Raw genomic sequence first — 18,844 nt, forward strand, 5'->3', positions numbered from 1 at the left:
AGCCAGATAGTTACCTTAGCATTATGCAATTGAATATACCGACGTGGCTTACCCTGTTTCGCGTAGTCTTGATCCCATTCTTTGTTCTGGCTTTTTATCTGCCGTTCGTTTGGGCACCAATGCTCTGCGCTGTCATTTTTGTATTTGCTGCCGTAACCGATTGGTTTGACGGCTTTTTAGCTCGTCGTTGGGAGCAGACTACCCGCTTCGGTGCTTTCCTTGACCCTGTTGCTGATAAAGTGATGGTTGCGGTCGCTTTGGTACTGGTGGCAGAACATTACCACACGTGGTGGATAACTTTGCCTGCGGCAACCATGATTGCCAGAGAGATCATTATTTCCTCGTTGCGTGAATGGATGGCTGAGATCGGCAAACGCAGTAGCGTAGCTGTATCATGGATTGGAAAAGTAAAAACGACGGCGCAAATGGTTTCATTGGTTGGCTTGTTATGGCGCCCAGAGCGGACTGTTGAATACGTAGCGTTTGTGTTGCTTTACATCGCTGCGGTACTGACTTTCTGGTCGATGTTCCAGTATTTGAATGCAGCGCGTAAGGATCTACTAGAACCTTGATTGCGATGAAAAAAACAGCGTTTAGGCGGCATAAGACAACAATTTTATTGACTCATACTGCCAGAACAGTAAAATGAGCCAAGTTAAGAAGCCAAAAAATATGCTAACTAATTGAAAAATATTAGTATATTTTGATTAAAGCGGGAATAGCTCAGTTGGTAGAGCACGACCTTGCCAAGGTCGGGGTCGCGAGTTCGAGTCTCGTTTCCCGCTCCATTTCTCCTTCCAGTGGATGCTTTTAAGCGCCACAACTCACTGAAATAAAAGCGTAAACTTGATCAGTGAGTTCCATCCAGCAGCACTAGAAAGTACTTAAATCCGGTACAAACAAGTCCATCGCAAGGTCACAACAAGTCCATCGGATAATTTTCCTCATCAGCAGGCTGCACGGGCTTTTCGCTCGGTGTCTGTCTGTTACCTGTTCCCCGTCACCTCGACCCACAACCGGAACAAACAGACAAAGAGGAACCCGCCATGGCTCACCTGACCATTCGCCGTGCCAAAGCCGCCCGCAAACCCTACACCCTCAAAGACGGGGGAGGGCTGTATCTCAACATCAACAGCAATGGCACCAAAAGCTGGCTCTTCCGCTTCTACTGGCAAGGCCGCCACCTTTGGCACCTATCCGACTGTAGATCTTAAAAAGGCTCGCTCCCTGCGTCAGCAGGCCCATGACCTGCTCGCCACCATGATGCAGCTGACCGGCGATGGATTTTCTGACTCTGCCCTCGGATGGTCTCCAGAATACCGATCGGGGGCTGAACGTACCGAGCTACATCGAGCAGTTGGATGACGGTGGTTGCGGTGTGCAGATGCCCATGAACGGCTTGAGCGATCCTCTTCTTCCAGCGTGAAATCAGCCTTTCCGTTCTCTTCTCGGAAGGTGCTCTGGCTGGCCAGAAATCGTGTTTCCGTTCTCTGGGGTTGTACGCCGGAACCGCCGAAATTTCCGTGACGCATAATTTTGGCTTTCGGAGGCCTGTACGTAAGACCTTCGTTAACCGGACAGCAAAGCAATGACCATCCGGCGCGAAAAATCACTGATTGCAACGTCTCATATAGCTGGTACGCATCAATTCTCATTGATGGCACCATAATCGTACACGTCAGCATATGAAAATATGCTCAAAAAATCGCCTAATCTCTGATGCCGGAAATTTCGGCGGTTCTGGCATAAAACCCCTCACATGTTACACGCTCTGCTATGGTTGCTTCTCGAATACTAAGGCATATCAGCTACGTGTAGGTTTTTTACAGAAGTCTGAGGGACGTAACGGAGGCACTGATTAGGTATCTCCCCATAATATTCCCCAACGGCTGATTGTAGTTTGGTAATGAGGTGAAATCAGGGAAAAGAGCCGATTAACATTTTCATTATTGTTAATATTTATGATGTCGAAATTATTGCTACTTTCCAGAACATTAATTTTAGTGAAAGTAATCAAAGCATCTATGTTTTTTAACCCACGGTATACATGGTCTAAGTGTATATTTGACTCTCTACCATCACCGCCTCTTTTAACCAAGAATCCGCGTGACAGAGGTAGTTGACATTTACTCCCGTAATTATCTATATGTATTTTATATTCATCACTCATCATAAATATTGCTGCGTCAAGTAACGTTGCTGTTGGTGTAGTAGGAAAAATGTCACCTAAATCAACTGCTATGATATTCACATCATTATTATTCACAATACGTTTTTTTAACCAACGTTCGTATTTTTTTGTTTTATCTAGTATCTTGGAGGTTAGTTGTGTTTTAGGCTTATCTGTAACTGCATGTTCTTTTGCATTGATGCTTTTATATCGGAATCTTTCATCTTCTTGGGTCATTAACGTCACTTCAAAATTAAAACGAACCCCATTCACCTTCATTGAAACATCAGGGTGATTTTCTCCAGGTTGCTCAATCAGCCGGCCTTCTTTACCAATACATTTTTGCAGAGCAGATGCCAAAAAAACCTCTGAAGGAAATGATTGTCGCTTATTAATATCGTTCTCAAAGTCAATTGCTTGAGTAAATGAGTCTTGATGCTTGCCAAGATATTTTTTTACCTGTTGATATGCCAGTTCATAATCGAAACTCACATCCATCTCCTAATTTGACGCTTTACAGCGGGAATAGCGGCACTTGCTGCAGGCGTAAAATTTGACAGGAAGAACCATGCCCGAACGCCAACAGAGATGACGCTTATCTTACAGAGAGAAGCACTGGGCAGTGTGACAGAAAAACATAAATTTCCCAGGCTACGTACTTTCGGCTAAAAATAAAAAAAAGATGCTAAAAATTAACCTGTTTATTGATAAAATTCAATGTGATATACAAATAAGGTGGTTTTTTTGTAAGAAATGGATGCGGAACCCCTTATCGGAAAGAATTCAGCCTGGTCACAATACTGACTTCCGATGTCTGTGAAAGTCGTAAGTGTTAAACAACTTATTTTCTTATTAACGCGAGTAATTTTGATTCTACAACTAGGTACAAAAGATAAGGGATCAAAAAGATCGTGTTGAAGAGGCTATAATTCTTTGCTGCGCGATATGCCAATTCGCGCTCGTAACGCTTATCTTCGAGGTACTGTAAGCGGTCGTGTTCACTGACTTCAGTGTCTATCTCACGTTCAATTTTACGAAGCGATTTAATATCGCTGAGTTTTCGGTAAATATAAATTGCGACAACAATACTACACGCAGTCAATATTATGATAGTGGCCATTGTTCTACCCCATATTGGTATCGTCATATTATCTACTAATTTGTTCAGCATAACAGGCTAGTGATCAGGGATCGAGAACAACTGAATAGAACCTATGAAGTGAGCTTGGCGGGTTGCGTGAGGGTATCCGGCACGATGCGCTTTTGTCCGCAGCGGGGGCGTGGTTTTCGTTTTGCGTCTTTCTCGGAAGGTGTTTCGCCTGACCAGGAAACGCCTTTCCGTTCACTGTAAAAATCGAAAAAAGGATGAATCGCTTAAAATTATAAGTGACGACTCGGGTCCTGAGTTTGATGGAGTAAACCGATCACCTCAATGCCGTAAGACGTTTCACGGTAGTAAATCATATGGCTTTCACAAGGAAAACTCATGATCTCTGGGCCCAGTTCTTCACGGGCTATTCCGGGAAAGGGATGTTGATCAAGAGTCGATGTCAGGACTGTTCGGATGGCGTGTGCGTACAGGTCGGCTATTTCCTTTCCCCACCGGCGCTGTGAATAGGCCCGGATTTGACGAAACTGAGTCTTGGCGTCAGTGGTAAATCTGACGGTCATGCCAGCCCTCCTGGCGGATTTAACTCATCAGGTGTCAGATCGCTGAAGACATCATCCATCTTCTCAGTCAGTACGTGGATTAGGGCCTATACCGCGCGGTCAGTACACAATAGGTTCACACACTAGTTCAAAAGGGCCGATGACCATTATATTAGAACCTTCCAGAGGGAATCACATGTTTGAGAGGAGCGCATTCAGAATCCACGGAGACAGCCTGCGTGATCCAGGTAATGCATCGGAAGGCTGTATCATTGTTGGCCCTAATATACGTCGGGAAATCATCAATTCCACTGACCGTGAATTGGTAGTCGAATAATGAAAAAACTGCTTATCCTCATCCTGCTGGTAATACCTGGAATCAGCACTGCCACCTCAAAAGCACTGGATTATTGCGCCACCGTTGAATCATGGGCTGCCCAAAAAGTTATTCAGCAGCTTGTTCAAAAAAACAAAGACCTTGACCCGCAACGCGCAACCGCTTTACTGCTGGAAAGAACAGCCTTAAAAGAGCAGTCCAAACCGGTTACGCTAAGCGAATGGGGGCCGTTATACACACAAACGATAAAAATCCAGATCCCGTTTACAGGCAATAAAAAGCCTCCCATGACTATTATTGCCTCTTCCATTATTTCAGCGGAAGAATGCTCCCTGACAGAACCGTCCTATCTAGACATGGGAATGTAATAAACCGGAACTATTCTGAGCGCTTGGTTAACAAAAAAGGCAGATAACTCATATGAATATTGCTGTCTGCCATACTGAGCGTTCAGACAACCGGAAGCGTTGACCTGATAAGATATATCCTTTTAAATCCCATCGAATTAACGAAAATACATAATTATCGGTACATTCATCGAACGTGAGTATTACCTGCAGTGACCAAATCTACACATTAAATACACGACCCATTTAAAGGTAAAGCATCCCCCCAGCGTTGCATGGCCTCCAATACTGGACGTAAGCTTTGCCCAAGAGGGGTCAGCTCGTAGACAACCCGAGGTGGTGTTTCCGCAAAAGCGCTACGAGTTAGCAAACCATGGTTCTCGAACTGTCTAAGTCGGTGGGTAAGCGTGTGTGCACTGATACCTGGCAAAGCCTTGCGCAATTCGGTAAATCGGCGAGGACCGTGTAATAACTCACGGATGATCAGCGTAGCCCAGGGGCCGTCTAAAAGAATTAGAAACCTGGCAACGCCACAAGAGGGGAGTTCTGGTAATGACATAAATAATATTCCATTAGTGCAGTTGATGTAACTGGTGCAGTATATGCAATAATTGAATTTCAGTATATTACTTAACCTCTTTTATTTCACTTAGGATGATTTTTATGACCTACATTGTTCATGGTGCAACAGGTGCACAAGGCGCTCCTTTGTTCAAACGTCTTCTTCAGTCAGGCAAGCAGGCGATTGCCGCAGTACGGCATACAGACAAGCTTTCTGGTATGCCAACCATACAGATTGATAATGCTTCGGTTGATTCGCTGGTTGCGGCCTACCGCGGAGCGGAAGGGGTGTTTATTCATTTGCCGCTAGCTGCTGAAGCTGAACGTGTGTCTTATGCTCGCAATATTGTTAAGGCGATCGAATTAGCTAAACCAAAACGTGTCGTAATTTCTACCAGTGGTGCCATTATTGACGAACCCGATTCGCCGCTGCAGGCACTCAATGACTCAGCTATTGCTATCCTGATCGACGGTGTGCAGAAAACTGGGGTATCTACTGCTGTCTTAGCACCTCGGTTATATCTGGAAAACCTGTTGCTGCCGATGGTGTTCGGCCCGGCACAATCTGATGGCACATTACGTTATCCGATCCGTGCCGACTTCCCTGTGTCCTGGAGTTCTCATCTTGATGTGGCCGAAGTGGCTGAGCGCCTCTTTAATGAACCGGGGATCACAGGCGTTGTAGGTGTGGGCCAATTGCCTGGGATGTTGGGTGCTGATCTGGCGCAGGGCATGGCCAAATATCTTGGTCGTCATGTCACATTCGAGAGTCTGCAACCACAGGACTTTGGTACATTGATCGAACCATTGTTCGGCCCTGCTGCTAACGCTGTTGTTGGTCTGTACCAGGCCTTGTGGCAAGTGAGCAGCAATACCATTTCTGCTACCACAAGTGCACAGCAACTCCTGAACATGACGCCGCGAAATGTCGAGAAATGGCTGGCTGATACCCTGAAATAGGGGCTAATAGTGTTAGAGAAAACGAGATAAAAATTACCTCTCCTGCTAGTAACGGCTTATCTCCGACAGGACAATAAGTGATATACCTGTCATACTTCGAGTTGCGTTTATGAACAGCAACTCGAAGTGTTTTGTGCGGATATCGTATTATCGATTTTTATTCTTATAATTGAATTCAATCAATAAGCGCCCACCACTCAAACAGTGCCACGCAAAATACGCACATTGGCCTTTCTGTACGTACATTCAGCGCGTTCCACAACGGCCTCCAAGATTACCCGCTAACCCGCCCGTCACCATCACTTATGAATAAGATGCTGAAGGGCAGGGCACACGCTATTTTTGTTTGTCCGCGAGAGTGACCTCAACCAGGCAGCTCATAGCATTCGGTCCTTGAGTGAGAGAAGATGTGCCGATATCCAGGGTCAACACGTTAGGGTTACCTGATTGTTCAGTTTGTTGCCAGTTTGGTCCAAAGCCCGGATCGAACCATGCTCCGGTAGCCATCAGCACGACTCCACGCGTGATCCCCTGATTAAACACCGCGCCAGCTAGGCAGCTACCACGCTCATTGCTTACCCGCACGAGTACACCGTCAGTTATCCCTCGTTTCTTTGCATCCTCGGGATGTAGGTAAATCTTCTCTTTCCCAGCAACTTTGTTGGCCTGTACCTGTGGGGCCGGATCGAGTTGGCTATGCAGGCGGTCGTCTGGTTGAATTGAGATTAAGTGCAATGGCCAGCGTTCTGTCTGCGATGCCCCCAACCACTCAATGGGTGGGCGCCATTCTGGATGGCCAGAAAAGTCATCGTAACCATAACTGGCAATGGTTTCGCTGAACAATTCAATCTTGCCGCTGGGTGTTTTTAGAGGATTGGCCTGCGGATCGAGACGGAATTCCTCAAAGAAAACATAATCTTTTTCCGGTGCCTGCAGTTCGACATATCCACGCTGCCAGAATGTGTCGAAATCTGGCCAAGGGATACCTGCACATTGCTGAGCTTCTCCGCAGCGTTGGTAGATTGATTCAATCCACTCCCGTTCATTGCGTCCTTCCGTGAATGCCTGCCGATAACCGAGCCTATCGGCCAATTCTGCGAAAATATCAAAGTCGTTACGAGCCTGATGTTGCGGCGCAATCGCTTGATGCATCGCGAGTACATAGCGGCCACGTGACGATCCGCCGATATCATTACGTTCTAGAGCACTGGTTACGGGCAGCACGATATCGGCCATTTTGGCTGCAGGAGTCCACCAAATGTCCTGCACGATTACGGTGTTTGGTTTCTGCCATCCTTGCACCAACCGATTAAGCTGCTGATGATGGTGAAATGGGTTCCCACCAGCCCAATGCACCAAATGAATATCGGGATAATGATAGGTTTGCCCCTGGAACGAATAGGGCTCACCAGGCTTTAGCAACATATCACTGATGCGAGCTACCGGGATCGACAAGCCAGCCGGATTATCACCAATAGGCATCATCGGGCCTGGTGTATCAACACGCGGGTTTCCAACGCCATTCATCGAACCGTGACCGAAAGAGAAACCACCGCCCGGTAACCCTACTTGACCTAGCATGGATGCAAGGGCGATCAACATCCAGTAAGGTTGTTCCCCCCTGTGTGCCCGTTGCACCGAGTAAGCGCAGGTCATAAAGCTGCGCACCCCGATGAGCTGTTGAGCCAACCTGGCTATACGTGCAGCAGGAATACCGGTGATATTGCTGGCCCACTCCGGGGTTTTAGCAATACCGTCACTCTCTCCGTTGAGATAGTTGGCCAGTTGCGGATAACCCACACAGTGACTGGACAGAAACGCTTGATCTTGTGCATCATAACGCTGGATCTCATAGGCGAGTGCCAGCATCAGAGCAACATCAGTATTTGGCCGGATGGGTATCCACTCAGCATTTGCAAAGGGCGGACAGTCGTCACGCATCGGACTGATGTTGATGATCGGTGTTCCTTTATGAGCCAACTTTTCCAGCCACGGTTTGAGCGAGTGCTCCACCGCGCCTCCGGAAGCTACCTGTGCATTCTTCAAAGCCAGCCCACCAAACGCGACGAACAATTGGCAATGTTCGACAACACTGGGCCAGGTAGTGACACGCCCGGTCAACGGGCTGTAGGTACCGATAATATAGGGAAGAAAGAACTGTGCAGTTCCCCAGCTATAGTTTCCTTGCTGATCAACACCGCCGCCGCCAGCAAAATAGAAACGACGTACCAGCGAGCGAGCATGATGTAAACGCCCGGCAGAGGACCAGCCATAGGAACCAGTGAAGATCCCCGACGCGCCGTAACGTTCGCGTACTCGCTGGTTTTCATCAGCGATCAAATCCAGTGCGACGTCCCAATCAACCTCCACAAACGGCTCTTTACCTCGTAGAGCCCCATCACTTTTTTCGCGCTTTTGCAGCCAGGAGCGTCGTACTGCTGGCTTACGGATACGTTTGTCAGAATAGACCATCGGCATAATGGAGTTAAGCAACGGTGATGGGTCATTATCTTCGGCAAAAGGTTCGCAGCGAACCAGTCGGCCATTTTCGACCACTGCGTGGTAGGCTCCCCAATGGGCCAGTTGTGGATAACGAATTATTGTCATGCTCTCTCAACGCTCATAGTCGGTTTTATGGTGGTTCAAATAGCGTATTCTGTCTCTAAGAACTTATTCAGAAACTGCGCTGTTCTCGGCTGTTTAGGACGCTGAAAGATCTCTGCTGGCGGAGCAAACTCCACAATTTTACCGCCATCAATGAACATCACCCGATCGGCCACCTCCTGTGCAAAGCGCAGTTCATGGGTCACAATGATCGTGGTAATGGCTTCTTGCGCTATAGCGCGGATAACCTGCAATACCTCCTGTACCAGTTCTGGATCTAGCGCTGATGTCGGCTCGTCCATCAGCACGACCTTGGGTTGCATGGCGAGGGTGCGAGCGATCGCTACCCGCTGTTGTTGCCCCCCGGATAGCTGGGCTGGATAATTATGTGCTTTGGTAGCCATCCCCACCTTGGTAAGGTAGTGCATACCTTCTTCTCTGGCCTGGGCGCGCGATTTACGCCGCACGGTGATCAATCCCTGGGTCACATTTTCCAGAGCAGTCAAATGTGGGAATAGGTTAAATGACTGGAATACCATGCCGGTATATTGGCGTAATTCGTGGATGGCACCTTTGCTGAGTGCGTCTGCCTGGATTTGCTGATGAGCAATACGGATAGTTCCAGATGAAGGTTTTTCCAATAGGTTTAGGCAGCGGATCAGCGTTGATTTACCCGAGCCTGATGGCCCGATAATGGCAACAGTCTCTGATTGCTGAATGTGGAAATCGATCCCTTTCAGCACATGATTCCCTGCGTAATATTTCTCAAGCCCGTTCACTTCAATCATATCAGGTTCCTTTGGCGGTATGTTTTCTGGAACGGCGCTCCAACAGGATCAGGATCAACTCGCAAATCAAGCAAATCATCCAGTAGATCAACGCAGCGACGACATACACTTCGAAGAACTGGGACGTACGTCCGGCAATAATTTTAGCCTCACCCATGATTTCAGGTACTGCCGCGATAAATGCCAGAGAAGTGTCCTTGAGTAGCATAATAAATTGATTACCGATGTTAGGCAGTGCAATGGTCAATGCCTGCGGCAACACAATTTTACCAAGGGCCTGTGGAGTGCTCATACCAATAGAATAAGCTGCCTCAAATTGCCCTGGTGCAACTGATAGAATAGCTGAGCGGATGGTTTCAGAAAGATAAGCCCCCACGTTGAGAGAAAAAGCCACGTAAACAAAGTAGATAGCAGGGATCTGGCTGATATTGGTTTGGATCGCCAATGCCCTCAGCAGTAATGGGATACCGTAGTAAGCCAAGAAAATCTGCACCACTAGCGGAGTTCCACGCATAAAAGAAACGTACAGGATAACCAGTTGTGTTAATCCTGCGACCCGATAAATCCGCAACAGCGCAACGGCCAACCCGATAACGGCACCAAAGATAAAAGCAACCAGGGTGATTGCCAGAGAAACGGGAATACCTCTGGCAATGGAAGGGATCGAGTCGATCATATACTGAACATCAAATAGCTGAACCATGACATCATTTTCCATTTTGATTCGGGCATCCACCAATAAAACGCTCAGCCCTGAGTACCTGATAAAAACTTCAGGCGCTCAGGGCAGGTAGAGATCGCTATTTTGTATAATCAACGCCGAAATGTTCGACAGAAAGACGCGATAACGTGCCATCCTCGCGTAGTGACAGCAGAGCGGTGTCAATTCGCTGCTTCAACGCCAATCCTGCGGTATCTTTCTTCACGACGAAGAACGTTGGGTCGGCGGCTAGGCGTTCGCCAACCACGCTGATTTTCAAGCCCTGCTTAGCTGCTTTGTTTTGCGCCATTATGGGATCATTGACAGTCGCGTCGATGCGGCCAGTGGCGATATCCTGCAGGATGGTTGATATATCCTGTTCGTAATAAACGATGTTCAAGATATTGTCGTGTTGTTTGTTCCAATCCTCCAACAAACGGGTAAATGAATCGCCTACCGTGAGTCCGATCTTCTTGCCCTTCAGATCTTGTAGCGAGTTAATGTCATTGCGGCCTGCTTTGACGATAATTTGTGAAACACAGGTAAAATAGCGGTTATCTGTCAGCGAATAGCGCCTTAGGCGATCTGGATTAGAAGTGAGTTGCTGAGCTAACACTTGAAAACGGTCGGCGTCCAGCCCTGGGAATAGGGTATCCCACGGTGAGGCAATAAATTCGAACTGTAAACTGGGATCACGCTTGGCCACCTCACGTAACACATCCAGATCGTACCCTGCCAGTTGACCTTGCTCATTCTGATAACTGAAGGGCTCATAGGTTCCCATGGTTCCCACTTTGATCACTTCGGCTGCCGCGTTGCCACTCAGCAGTGAGGTGAATAGCAGTGCGGACAGAAACAGCGGTTTTTTTATTATGTTTTTCATCATGAATTTTTACCTGGTGAGAAGACCGGCATCGAGCACAAACTGGCTGCCGGTAATAAAACGGGCTTTATCGCTGGCGAGAAACAAAACCGAATCTGCGACATCTTCCGGCTCAATCCAGGGAACAGGGAGTAAGTTACCTGCTGAACGTTCAGCGATCTCCTGCGGAGTTGCGCCTTCCATCGCAGCCAACCCGTCGTTCATGGCGGTATTGACGCCGGTTGGGTGAATGCTAATAGCCCGAACGTTATAAGGAGCCAGTTCGATAGCCTGAGATTTAGTCAAGCCAATAAGGGCAAACTTGGAGGCTGCATAATGCGATAACCGATTCATGCCCCGCAGACCGCCAATCGATGAATTGGTGATGATTACACCGCTTTTCTGACGAATGAAATGTGGGATCACGTACTTCGATACCAGCCAGGCACCTTTCAAGTTGATGTCCAACATGGTATCCCAAGCTTCCTCCGTCAGTTCATGGGATAGCCCATAAGCACAGATGCCTGCGTTATTGAACAGGATATCGATAGTGCCAAAACGAGCCACACCTTGTTCAACGGCAGCGCTTACCTCTTGGGCATTACGAACATCCCCAGCAACGGTAAGTATATTGCCTCCTGCTTGCTCAACTTCTTGCTGTAGCCGAGCAAGATCGTCAACAGAAGCCTCGTTATATTGTGGATAGGCTATTTTTTTGCCGAGATCGAAAGCAATAATATTGGCACCTTCTCTGGCGAAAGCAATTGCCACTGCTTTTCCTTGCCCTTTTGCAGCCCCGGTAATAAATACTGTTTTATTGGCAAACTGTGCAGCCATAATGATTATTCTCCAGCTAAAGCGGCAGATTTTTAATTTCTAGGGTAAAAGTAATGCGTTATGCTTTCTGAGAGTACTCGAATAAATACTCATCCAAAGGGACGTTTAACGCGGTATTGATTAAGTTGGTCGCTATCATTAACCCGGCAAATGCTGTTAGCAGAACAATGCCTGATTCATCAAATTGTTTTTGGAGTTGACTGAGAATAGTCTCATCAATTTTATGGGGATTGCTTACAATTTCACGACCATAGTCGATCAATAGTTTTTCTTGTGTGCTGAATGCAAACTCATCAAAAGAAATATTTTGATCTTTGAGAATTTTCACGAAAAAAGTGCTGCATATCAGACATTCATTCTGTGTGGATATTGCGTAGGCATAGAAAAGAGCAGCGCGTTCACCCACTAATGCTTTTAATTCGTCAAATAATGGATACCAAGACATCAAAGCATCGAAAGCAGTAGGGGCATGCAGTAAGGTACGCTTCATATTGGTTATGCGGCCATGTTTTTCAACTTGGTCCTGATAACGTGATTTAGCTTCTGGCGGGAGATGATCAAATTCTGGAATTGAAATAATACTCAAGTGACCTCCTTGTGGTAAATAGACTGTTTTATATATAAAAATATAATAAAATCATAATGTTTATACGCGATGGTGCTTAATTAACACAAATAACATTATGTCATAATGTTATTTGATATTTGTCTATCAACCATAGCGTAGCTAGCGGCTTGGTATCATCCTACTGACCCAGAGCCCCGCTCTGCATAACCTCCAACTGCGGATTGTTCCAGTTGAGTCTGATGCGGATTAAACCAACACTCTACTGATTCGCTTACCGTGTTAATCCATCGTATAGGGGTATCGTGCGTTTGCGGGCGAAGGCTGTGGAAAAGTGAAGGTTCAAGCCGTTTTTTGATGAATGATATGCAGGGGAGGAGCGATCGGGAGATCGACGTTCAGATCTTGACGAAAATCATAAGGTGTTATGTTGAAGCGCTTTCTGAACATGTACGTGAAGTGTGATTGGGAACCGAAACCAAAATCAAGTGCGATATCAAAAATGGAAGCGTTACTACTACGCAGTTGGTACACGGCTCCTGCTAGGCGACGTTCACGAATATATTTGCCCAGCGAAATTCCCGTCGCTTCTTTGAACAGTTTCTGCATGTGCCACAATGAGTAGCCTGAGTAATCGGCTAATTCTTCAAGATGAATCACTCGTCCAAGGTGAGTTTCGACCCATAGGCTGAGGGCGCAGACTAATGAGAGGTGGTGTTCTTGTATCATCATTGCGTCTGTGTGAGGTCTACATAGTTGTAGAGTATACACAAATTGCTGCCTTGAATAAAAAGACAGTAACGAATGAAGCCTGATACGAAAAAAGCCTTGTCTGATTTCTTGCTTGCATTTAGCAAAACCAGCTAATCTAAAATTGTCTGCTATCGCAGATCCTGAATGGTTCAGGTCAGAAATTTAACCAACCTAAGCAGAGAGTCAACCGTAACAACTTCATGTTGATGGGGTGGTCGCATGTTAATAACAGTGATTATTACTTTTTTTGTAATCATAGGTATCGCTGTTTTTATGGCAATGCCAGTGTTGATGGTTAATAACGCTGAAGGGGTGGGAGGTGAGGAGCCATGAAAGCTAATGGTAAGTTTAGCCATTAATTTTAACTCGAACTAAAATACAGCATGGTGGCGTGCTCTTAGCAAGAGAGTTACGTCATCATAGTCCCATCAAAACCCGTTCTTGGATGTCCGCAACAAGTCCCTCAGAAACCGTTAATCAGCGCATATGACGCTTAAGGTACTAATGCTAAACGGCAGATGGAGTAAAATGAGTTGAAGGATAACTGTTAGATTGAATATCGACCACAGCCCAGTCGTAAATCTTGGCAAATTCTATCCCAAAAATGTTCATATCTACGCGACTCCTGTTGTTGAAATTGAAATGTGTGGCTGTGTGCTGAGTACTGTCAGCACGCCAGTAACTTGAAGAGCGATGGATATATCACGGATAAAGAGAATATAACGTTATGGAATTCAAGGATTATTACGCGATTTTAGGGCTTAAGCCTTCCGACGATATCAAAGCTATCAAAACGGCCTATCGTCGGCTCGCGCGGAAGTTTCATCCAGATGTCAGTACCGAAGCTAACGCAGAGGAGCGTTTTAAAGACGTGGCAGAAGCTTATGAAGTATTGAAAGACAGTCAACGTCGTGCTGAATATGATGAATTGTTGCGTCATCGCAATAATCCTAATTTTGGTCGTCAGGCAAAGGCCCAGCGCCATAGACGTGGCGAGACTGAGGATTTTTCAGACATATTTTCCACTATGTTTGGCCATGAAGGACGTGGGCGGCAACAACGCCCTGCACATGGCCGGGATGTTGAGATTGGTGTCACGTTGCTACTTGAAGAAACCCTGGGCGAACAAACCAGAACGCTAAGCTACAAGGTACCGATTTACAATGCGTTCGGCTTGGTTGAAAAAGAAATCTCCAAAACGCTCAATGTCAAAATTCCCCTTGGCGTCGGTGATGGTGAACGTATTCGCGTTAAAGGCCAGGGAGTCCCGGGTATTGCCGGTGGTGCTAATGGTGATCTGTATCTGAATATTAAATTTGCACCACATTCGCTGTTTGATGTGGTCGGGCTCGATCTTGAAATTGTTTTACAGCTCGCTCCATGGGAGGCTGCGTTGGGGAGAAAAATTTCTTTGCCAACGCTTTCGGAAAGTATCTTGTTGAGTGTTCCTGCAGGGAGCCAGGCTGGACAGCGGTTGCGCATCAAAGGTAAGGGGCTAACCGGCAAAAAAGAAACTGGCAATTTGTATGCAGTTATAAAGATTGTCATCCCGCAAAAATCAGATGATGAGAGTATAGCGCTGTGGCAACAGTTAGCGGAGGCGAACAAGACGTTTGATCCCCGTATTGCTTGGAGCAAATGATGATGGCTCAGTTACAGATAACTTTCACCATGACTGAATTTTGCTTGCATACAGGAGTGACGGAAGCCGAATTGATTGAGATTGTTGGGCTTGGTGTTATCCAGCCTAGCGATCCCCAAGACGATAATTGGTTGTTTGATGATGGAGCGCTGCTAGCATTCCATCGCGCTCAACGTTTGCAACGCGAACTGGCTCTAGACTGGCCTGGTGTCGCCGTTACATTGACCTTGCTTGATGAAATTGAGCAGTTGCGTAAGGAAAATAATCAGTTACGCCATCGTCTTGAGCGCTTTATCGCGGAATAATTAAGTTAGGTTGTAGAAGGGCTCAGGGAAGGATCTGCTTGCGGAAAAGTGCGCAGGCGCATGGTATTCTGTGTCGCGTTTGAATCAAGAAGGAAGTTAATATGTCTGAAATGCTGAGCAACGATCAGGAATGGGTTTCCGATCTGGTTGCCTGCCAACTCGTCATCAAGCAGATCCTGGATGTGATCGATGTTATCGCGCCGACAGAAGTACGTGATAAGATGGCCAGTCAACTTAAGGATATCGATTTTTCAAATCATCCTGCTGGTGCTGACCCGATAACCAGGAGAGCGATTGAAAAAGCGATTGCACTGATTGAGATGAAGTTCAACCGTGAGTAAACGGCTAAACCGCCGTAACCCGGCGGTTTAGCTTTTCTGGAAGATGCTACCTGAATACATCGATGGCTTGTTCGATAGCGTAGAGTTGTCATGAGGCCACCGATAATTGACAAGCCGGATCAATTCAGTTTTACGATCCTTTAACTTGTCCCTAATCGTCCTTCCCAAAGGAAACGGCCAGTAACCCAATAGCCTTACACTGTGCTATCAATGGTACGTGAGCGCCGCTGGTGGCTGTTTAAGTGCAGAGTAAAGGGTGAACTGCGAAGTTTTGTGAGCCAAATATTTCAATTAACAAAGTAATGATGAGGTTGTTATTTCTTGGGGCAAAGTAAAATCATTGCGATAGCGGCGACATTTGTTGCTTGCTTGATGTTTTATCTGCTTGCTTTTGAAAGTTATTGTCATCAAGGCGGCGAATTTGCATTGGGCATTTGTTCGATCACACGTTTTATTCCTTGGTAACGAGGTCGAATACACACCAAATACTTCATCCAGTTTGAGGTAAGACAATGTTTTAGAGAGCTGCTTTGGCCTTAATGAGAATGCTACCATACCTAAGTGACTTTACGTTGCAGGTCGGCGGCAATAAAGCGGCCAATGCTGCCTTGGCTTGAAGGACGACGGGTATGTACCGTCTTGGTTTATGCAGTATATAGGGTTGTTCATGTACAATTTAGCTTATGGTGTTTCTGGCCTGATCGCTATCATCGCGGCAGTTTTAGCTGCTGTGTTTTGCCTATGGGGTTGGTTCTTGGTGAACCGCGCTAGCGTACGTGCTAACGAACAGATTCAGTTGTTGAAGGAGATCTCGGAGCAGCAGCGTCAACAAACAGCATTGCTGAAAACGTTGGTGCAAAAGGCTCAGGGTGATAAAGCCGCGCCTGATGACGACGACGATCTCAATTCGGCATTCAGTTACAAAGGGTTTATCCCTGAACGCTAATCCTGTAATCCAATTTGGTGAGAAGGTTAAAGAATTCCGGTTATTTCGTTTCAACGTTAACCGAGTCGCCTTCTCACCCAGTTACTCAGTAAAATATCATTCCTTGATAGGGTTTCTTCCTGCATTCTTCCAAGCGGCTTGCCAGATCGCCGCAGTGGATTTCAAGAGCATGCTGGTCGGGATCGAAAAAATAAACAGACTCTCCTTCGCTGCTATTAGTCTTCCACTCTGTGACACCGAATTTGCGAAGACGCGCTAAGGTATAGGCAAAATTATCAGGGGCGACGCTAAAGGCGTAGTGAGTGTAATCATGCACGGGTTGTTCCTGTCTAGACTCATCCAACGACACACACAGCCATAGCTCTCCCAGCATCAGATAGGCACCTTGCTGCCAGCGAACTTTGGGGGTAAACCCCAGAATATCCACATAGAAATTAAAACTACGCTCCACATCCTTTACCGCCAGTGTCAGATGGTTAAGCCCAAGCAACATGAGTTGTTATCCCTCTTTTAGACTGTGCGACTTATCGTGATACAGTTTAACGGCCACCTGCGCGGTAATCGACCTGATTAAATAGCAAAACAACCACGCAATGCTGCCTTTTCGCCACTGATTTGTCTCACCGAATCCAGCCGTTCACGCTTTTACTTATGCTGACATGTTTGTCAATGAGTTGCTGAGTTTCTGGCTTGGCTTATGACTGTCAGGGGCTATTTCTTGATGCCGGAGGGGTTAAGTGTTAAAAAGCCGCCCGAGTAGACATTTATAAATTGGCTGTATTATGTACAGCCATGCAAGGGCAATCAGCCAGACGAGGATAAAATGGCCGATCAGTTTCAGGATACCCCGCTAAAACGCGGTTTAAAAAATAGACATATACAACTCATTGCCCTTGGTGGTGCTGTCGGTACTGGGCTGTTTCTTGGCATTGCGCAAACGATCAAAATGGCTGGGCCTTCCGTTTTGCTTGGCTATGCTATCGGTGGTTTTATTGCCTTTTTGATCATGCGCCAATTGGGAGAGATGGTGGTAGAGGAACCGGTTGCTGGTTCTTTTAGTCATTTCGCGTACAAATACTGGGGGGATTTTGCCGGTTTTCTTTCTGGTTGGAATTACTGGGCCATGTTTATTCTCGTTGGAATGGCTGAATTGACTGCCGTTGGAATATACATTCAATACTGGTGGCCAGAAATTCCCACCTGGGTGTCTGCCGCATTGTTCTTTGTGGTGATCAACTTGGTCAATCTGGTAAATGTACGTCTTTATGGTGAAACTGAATTTTGGTTTGCCATTATAAAGGTAGCTGCCATTCTGGGCATGATTGTGTTCGGTGCCTATTTATTGGCTAGTGGCAACGGTGGTCCGGAAGCCAGTATCAGCAATCTGTGGGACCAGGGCGGTTTTATGCCTCATGGTTTCGGTGGGCTGGTTATGGCTATGGCGGTGATCATGTTTTCGTTTGGCGGGTTGGAAATGGTGGGGATTACCGCTGCTGAAGCGTCTGATCCACGTAACAGTATACCCAAAGCTACCAATCAGGTGGTTTACCGGATACTGATTTTCTATATTGGATCATTGACGGTACTGCTATCACTTTACCCATGGGACAAAGTGGTTGAAGGAGGCAGTCCATTTGTGATGATTTTCCATTCGCTTAACAGCAATCTTGTGGCGACTATTCTCAACGTTGTAGTACTTACGGCTGCATTGTCGGTCTACAATAGCGGCGTATATTCCAACAGCCGAATGCTGTTCGGTTTGGCCATGCAGGGTAATGCGCCCAAAGTGTTCACGAAAGTAAACAAGCGAGGGGTGCCTGTACTGTCAATTGCGTTATCCGCTCTGGCGACATCGGTTGGCGTTTTGATTAACTATGCTATGCCCGGTAAGGCATTTGAATTGTTGATGGCGCTGGTCGTTTCCACGTTAGTTATAAATTGGGTAATGATATGTCTGGCACACCTAAAATTTCGTGCGGCAAAAAATCGCCAAGGCGTGATAACGCATTTTCGTGCTTTAGGGTATCCATTTGGCAACTATCTGTGCCTGGTGTTTTTGGCCTTCATCTTGGCAATAATGTATTTTAGTGAAGGGATCCGCATATCTGTTTTGCTGATGCCTGTATGGATAATGTTGCTGTGGTTCGGCTTTGTGCTTACGCGGCGTAAAGACACAGCAAGCTAACTAACAAAATAAACGTCCGTGGGGGCGCGAGCCGCGCCTCTTTGAGCACTTGCAGATACCTCTTTTGCATCCGACAGGATCGCTCATAATCTTCGTTGTTCCAACATACCTATGAGCCAGTTAATATTACCGCTTATCAGCGGCGCAATATCGATGTCTGATGACCATATTCCGAAGAGAAAATAGCATTAGCAAATAAAGTCGGTTAATTACCGGACGGGTCTTATACTGAAAATAACTCGAGTGATATTAGGCTGTGTCCCTTAACTGTACGCGAGCGCCGCTGGCGGT

21 protein-coding genes, 1 tRNA gene and 1 pseudogene are annotated in these 18,844 nt (G+C 46.6%); 12 read left to right on the forward strand and 11 right to left on the reverse strand.

Annotated features, from left to right (window positions below):
* Positions 1-23 precede the first annotated feature (23 nt).
* The 3 genes from pgsA to OK023_RS06455 all read left to right on the forward strand — a co-directional run bounded on the left by pgsA (position 24) and on the right by OK023_RS06455 (position 1,214).
* Entirely contained in the window at positions 24-572 is a 549-nt protein-coding gene (pgsA, locus tag OK023_RS06445) for a CDP-diacylglycerol--glycerol-3-phosphate 3-phosphatidyltransferase (RefSeq protein ID WP_317696048.1), read from the forward strand.
* 140 nt (positions 573-712) lie between these two features.
* A tRNA-Gly gene (locus OK023_RS06450) sits at positions 713-788 on the forward strand.
* Positions 789-1,046: 258 nt separating this feature from the next.
* On the forward strand, positions 1,047-1,214 hold the full coding sequence (locus tag OK023_RS06455; protein WP_317696051.1) for an Arm DNA-binding domain-containing protein: 168 nt from the start codon (positions 1,047-1,049) through the stop codon (positions 1,212-1,214).
* Between the two features lie 644 nt (positions 1,215-1,858).
* Here the strand turns inward: OK023_RS06455 and OK023_RS06460 are convergent.
* On the reverse strand, positions 1,859-2,668 hold the full coding sequence (locus OK023_RS06460; RefSeq protein WP_317696053.1) for a hypothetical protein: 810 nt from the start codon (positions 2,666-2,668) through the stop codon (positions 1,859-1,861).
* A gap of 882 nt (positions 2,669-3,550) precedes the next feature.
* Complete coding sequence (locus OK023_RS06465; RefSeq protein ID WP_317696055.1) at positions 3,551-3,841, reverse strand: type II toxin-antitoxin system RelE/ParE family toxin; 291 nt, start codon at positions 3,839-3,841, stop codon at positions 3,551-3,553.
* 64 nt (positions 3,842-3,905) lie between these two features.
* Here OK023_RS06465 and OK023_RS06470 point away from each other — a divergent pair.
* Positions 3,906-4,157: pseudogene (locus OK023_RS06470) on the forward strand (tlde1 domain-containing protein); the annotation flags it as partial.
* Entirely contained in the window at positions 4,157-4,525 is a 369-nt protein-coding gene (locus tag OK023_RS06475; protein WP_317696057.1) for a hypothetical protein, read from the forward strand. The pseudogene OK023_RS06470 and the gene OK023_RS06475, both read left to right, overlap by 1 nt.
* A gap of 208 nt (positions 4,526-4,733) precedes the next feature.
* On the opposite strand, the gene OK023_RS06480 is transcribed toward OK023_RS06475, so the two are convergent.
* Entirely contained in the window at positions 4,734-5,063 is a 330-nt protein-coding gene (locus OK023_RS06480; protein WP_317696059.1) for a helix-turn-helix domain-containing protein, read from the reverse strand.
* Positions 5,064-5,167: 104 nt separating this feature from the next.
* Here OK023_RS06480 and OK023_RS06485 point away from each other — a divergent pair, with 104 nt between their 5' ends.
* A complete protein-coding gene (locus tag OK023_RS06485) occupies positions 5,168-6,025 on the forward strand; it encodes an SDR family oxidoreductase (protein WP_317696062.1) in 858 nt (285 codons plus the stop codon).
* Between the two features lie 336 nt (positions 6,026-6,361).
* On the opposite strand, the gene OK023_RS06490 is transcribed toward OK023_RS06485, so the two are convergent.
* From OK023_RS06490 to OK023_RS06520, 7 genes are all read right to left on the reverse strand, one after another.
* The gene (locus tag OK023_RS06490) at positions 6,362-8,632 is read right to left on the reverse strand and encodes a molybdopterin guanine dinucleotide-containing S/N-oxide reductase (RefSeq protein ID WP_317696064.1); all 2,271 of its coding nucleotides are present in this window, start codon (positions 8,630-8,632) and stop codon (positions 6,362-6,364) included.
* A 35-nt stretch (positions 8,633-8,667) separates the two neighbouring features.
* Positions 8,668-9,417 carry an amino acid ABC transporter ATP-binding protein gene (locus OK023_RS06495; RefSeq protein WP_317696066.1) on the reverse strand — a complete coding sequence of 250 codons (750 nt, stop codon included), beginning with the start codon at positions 9,415-9,417 and terminating at the stop codon, positions 8,668-8,670.
* A 1-nt stretch (position 9,418) separates the two neighbouring features.
* Positions 9,419-10,135, reverse strand: a complete 717-nt coding sequence (locus tag OK023_RS06500) for an amino acid ABC transporter permease (RefSeq protein WP_317696068.1) — start codon at positions 10,133-10,135, stop codon at positions 9,419-9,421.
* Positions 10,136-10,217: 82 nt separating this feature from the next.
* On the reverse strand, positions 10,218-11,003 hold the full coding sequence (locus OK023_RS06505) for a transporter substrate-binding domain-containing protein (protein ID WP_317696071.1): 786 nt from the start codon (positions 11,001-11,003) through the stop codon (positions 10,218-10,220).
* Positions 11,004-11,009: 6 nt separating this feature from the next.
* Positions 11,010-11,816 (reverse strand): mycofactocin-coupled SDR family oxidoreductase, encoded by an 807-nt coding sequence (locus OK023_RS06510; protein WP_317696073.1) that lies wholly within the window; start codon positions 11,814-11,816, stop codon positions 11,010-11,012.
* Positions 11,817-11,874: 58 nt separating this feature from the next.
* Complete coding sequence (locus OK023_RS06515; protein ID WP_317696075.1) at positions 11,875-12,402, reverse strand: hypothetical protein; 528 nt, start codon at positions 12,400-12,402, stop codon at positions 11,875-11,877.
* Between the two features lie 321 nt (positions 12,403-12,723).
* Positions 12,724-13,110: a helix-turn-helix domain-containing protein gene (locus OK023_RS06520; protein ID WP_317697537.1), complete on the reverse strand. Its 387-nt coding sequence runs from the start codon at positions 13,108-13,110 to the stop codon at positions 12,724-12,726.
* Positions 13,111-13,861: 751 nt separating this feature from the next.
* Between OK023_RS06520 and cbpA the strand changes: the two genes are divergently transcribed.
* The 5 genes from cbpA to OK023_RS06545 all read left to right on the forward strand — a co-directional run bounded on the left by cbpA (position 13,862) and on the right by OK023_RS06545 (position 16,368).
* The gene (gene cbpA / locus OK023_RS06525; protein ID WP_317696077.1) at positions 13,862-14,776 is read left to right on the forward strand and encodes a curved DNA-binding protein; all 915 of its coding nucleotides are present in this window, start codon (positions 13,862-13,864) and stop codon (positions 14,774-14,776) included.
* A gap of 2 nt (positions 14,777-14,778) precedes the next feature.
* Entirely contained in the window at positions 14,779-15,081 is a 303-nt protein-coding gene (gene cbpM / locus OK023_RS06530) for a chaperone modulator CbpM (RefSeq protein WP_317697539.1), read from the forward strand.
* Positions 15,082-15,182: 101 nt separating this feature from the next.
* Positions 15,183-15,422: a DUF2766 family protein gene (locus tag OK023_RS06535; RefSeq protein WP_317696080.1), complete on the forward strand. Its 240-nt coding sequence runs from the start codon at positions 15,183-15,185 to the stop codon at positions 15,420-15,422.
* A 372-nt stretch (positions 15,423-15,794) separates the two neighbouring features.
* Positions 15,795-15,887 carry a PhoP/PhoQ regulator MgrB gene (gene mgrB / locus OK023_RS06540; protein ID WP_411569409.1) on the forward strand — a complete coding sequence of 31 codons (93 nt, stop codon included), beginning with the start codon at positions 15,795-15,797 and terminating at the stop codon, positions 15,885-15,887.
* Between the two features lie 202 nt (positions 15,888-16,089).
* The gene (locus OK023_RS06545) at positions 16,090-16,368 is read left to right on the forward strand and encodes a YebO family protein (protein ID WP_317696083.1); all 279 of its coding nucleotides are present in this window, start codon (positions 16,090-16,092) and stop codon (positions 16,366-16,368) included.
* 85 nt (positions 16,369-16,453) lie between these two features.
* Here OK023_RS06545 and fos read toward each other — a convergent pair whose 3' ends face one another.
* The gene (gene fos / locus OK023_RS06550; protein WP_317696085.1) at positions 16,454-16,861 is read right to left on the reverse strand and encodes a fosfomycin resistance glutathione transferase; all 408 of its coding nucleotides are present in this window, start codon (positions 16,859-16,861) and stop codon (positions 16,454-16,456) included.
* Between the two features lie 330 nt (positions 16,862-17,191).
* On the opposite strand from fos, the gene OK023_RS06555 reads away from it, so the two are divergent.
* On the forward strand, positions 17,192-18,553 hold the full coding sequence (locus OK023_RS06555; RefSeq protein ID WP_317696087.1) for an amino acid permease: 1,362 nt from the start codon (positions 17,192-17,194) through the stop codon (positions 18,551-18,553).
* Positions 18,554-18,844 lie beyond the last annotated feature (291 nt).

This window comes from Serratia sp. UGAL515B_01 (genome assembly GCF_033095805.1).
Taxonomy (GTDB): domain Bacteria; phylum Pseudomonadota; class Gammaproteobacteria; order Enterobacterales; family Enterobacteriaceae; genus Chania.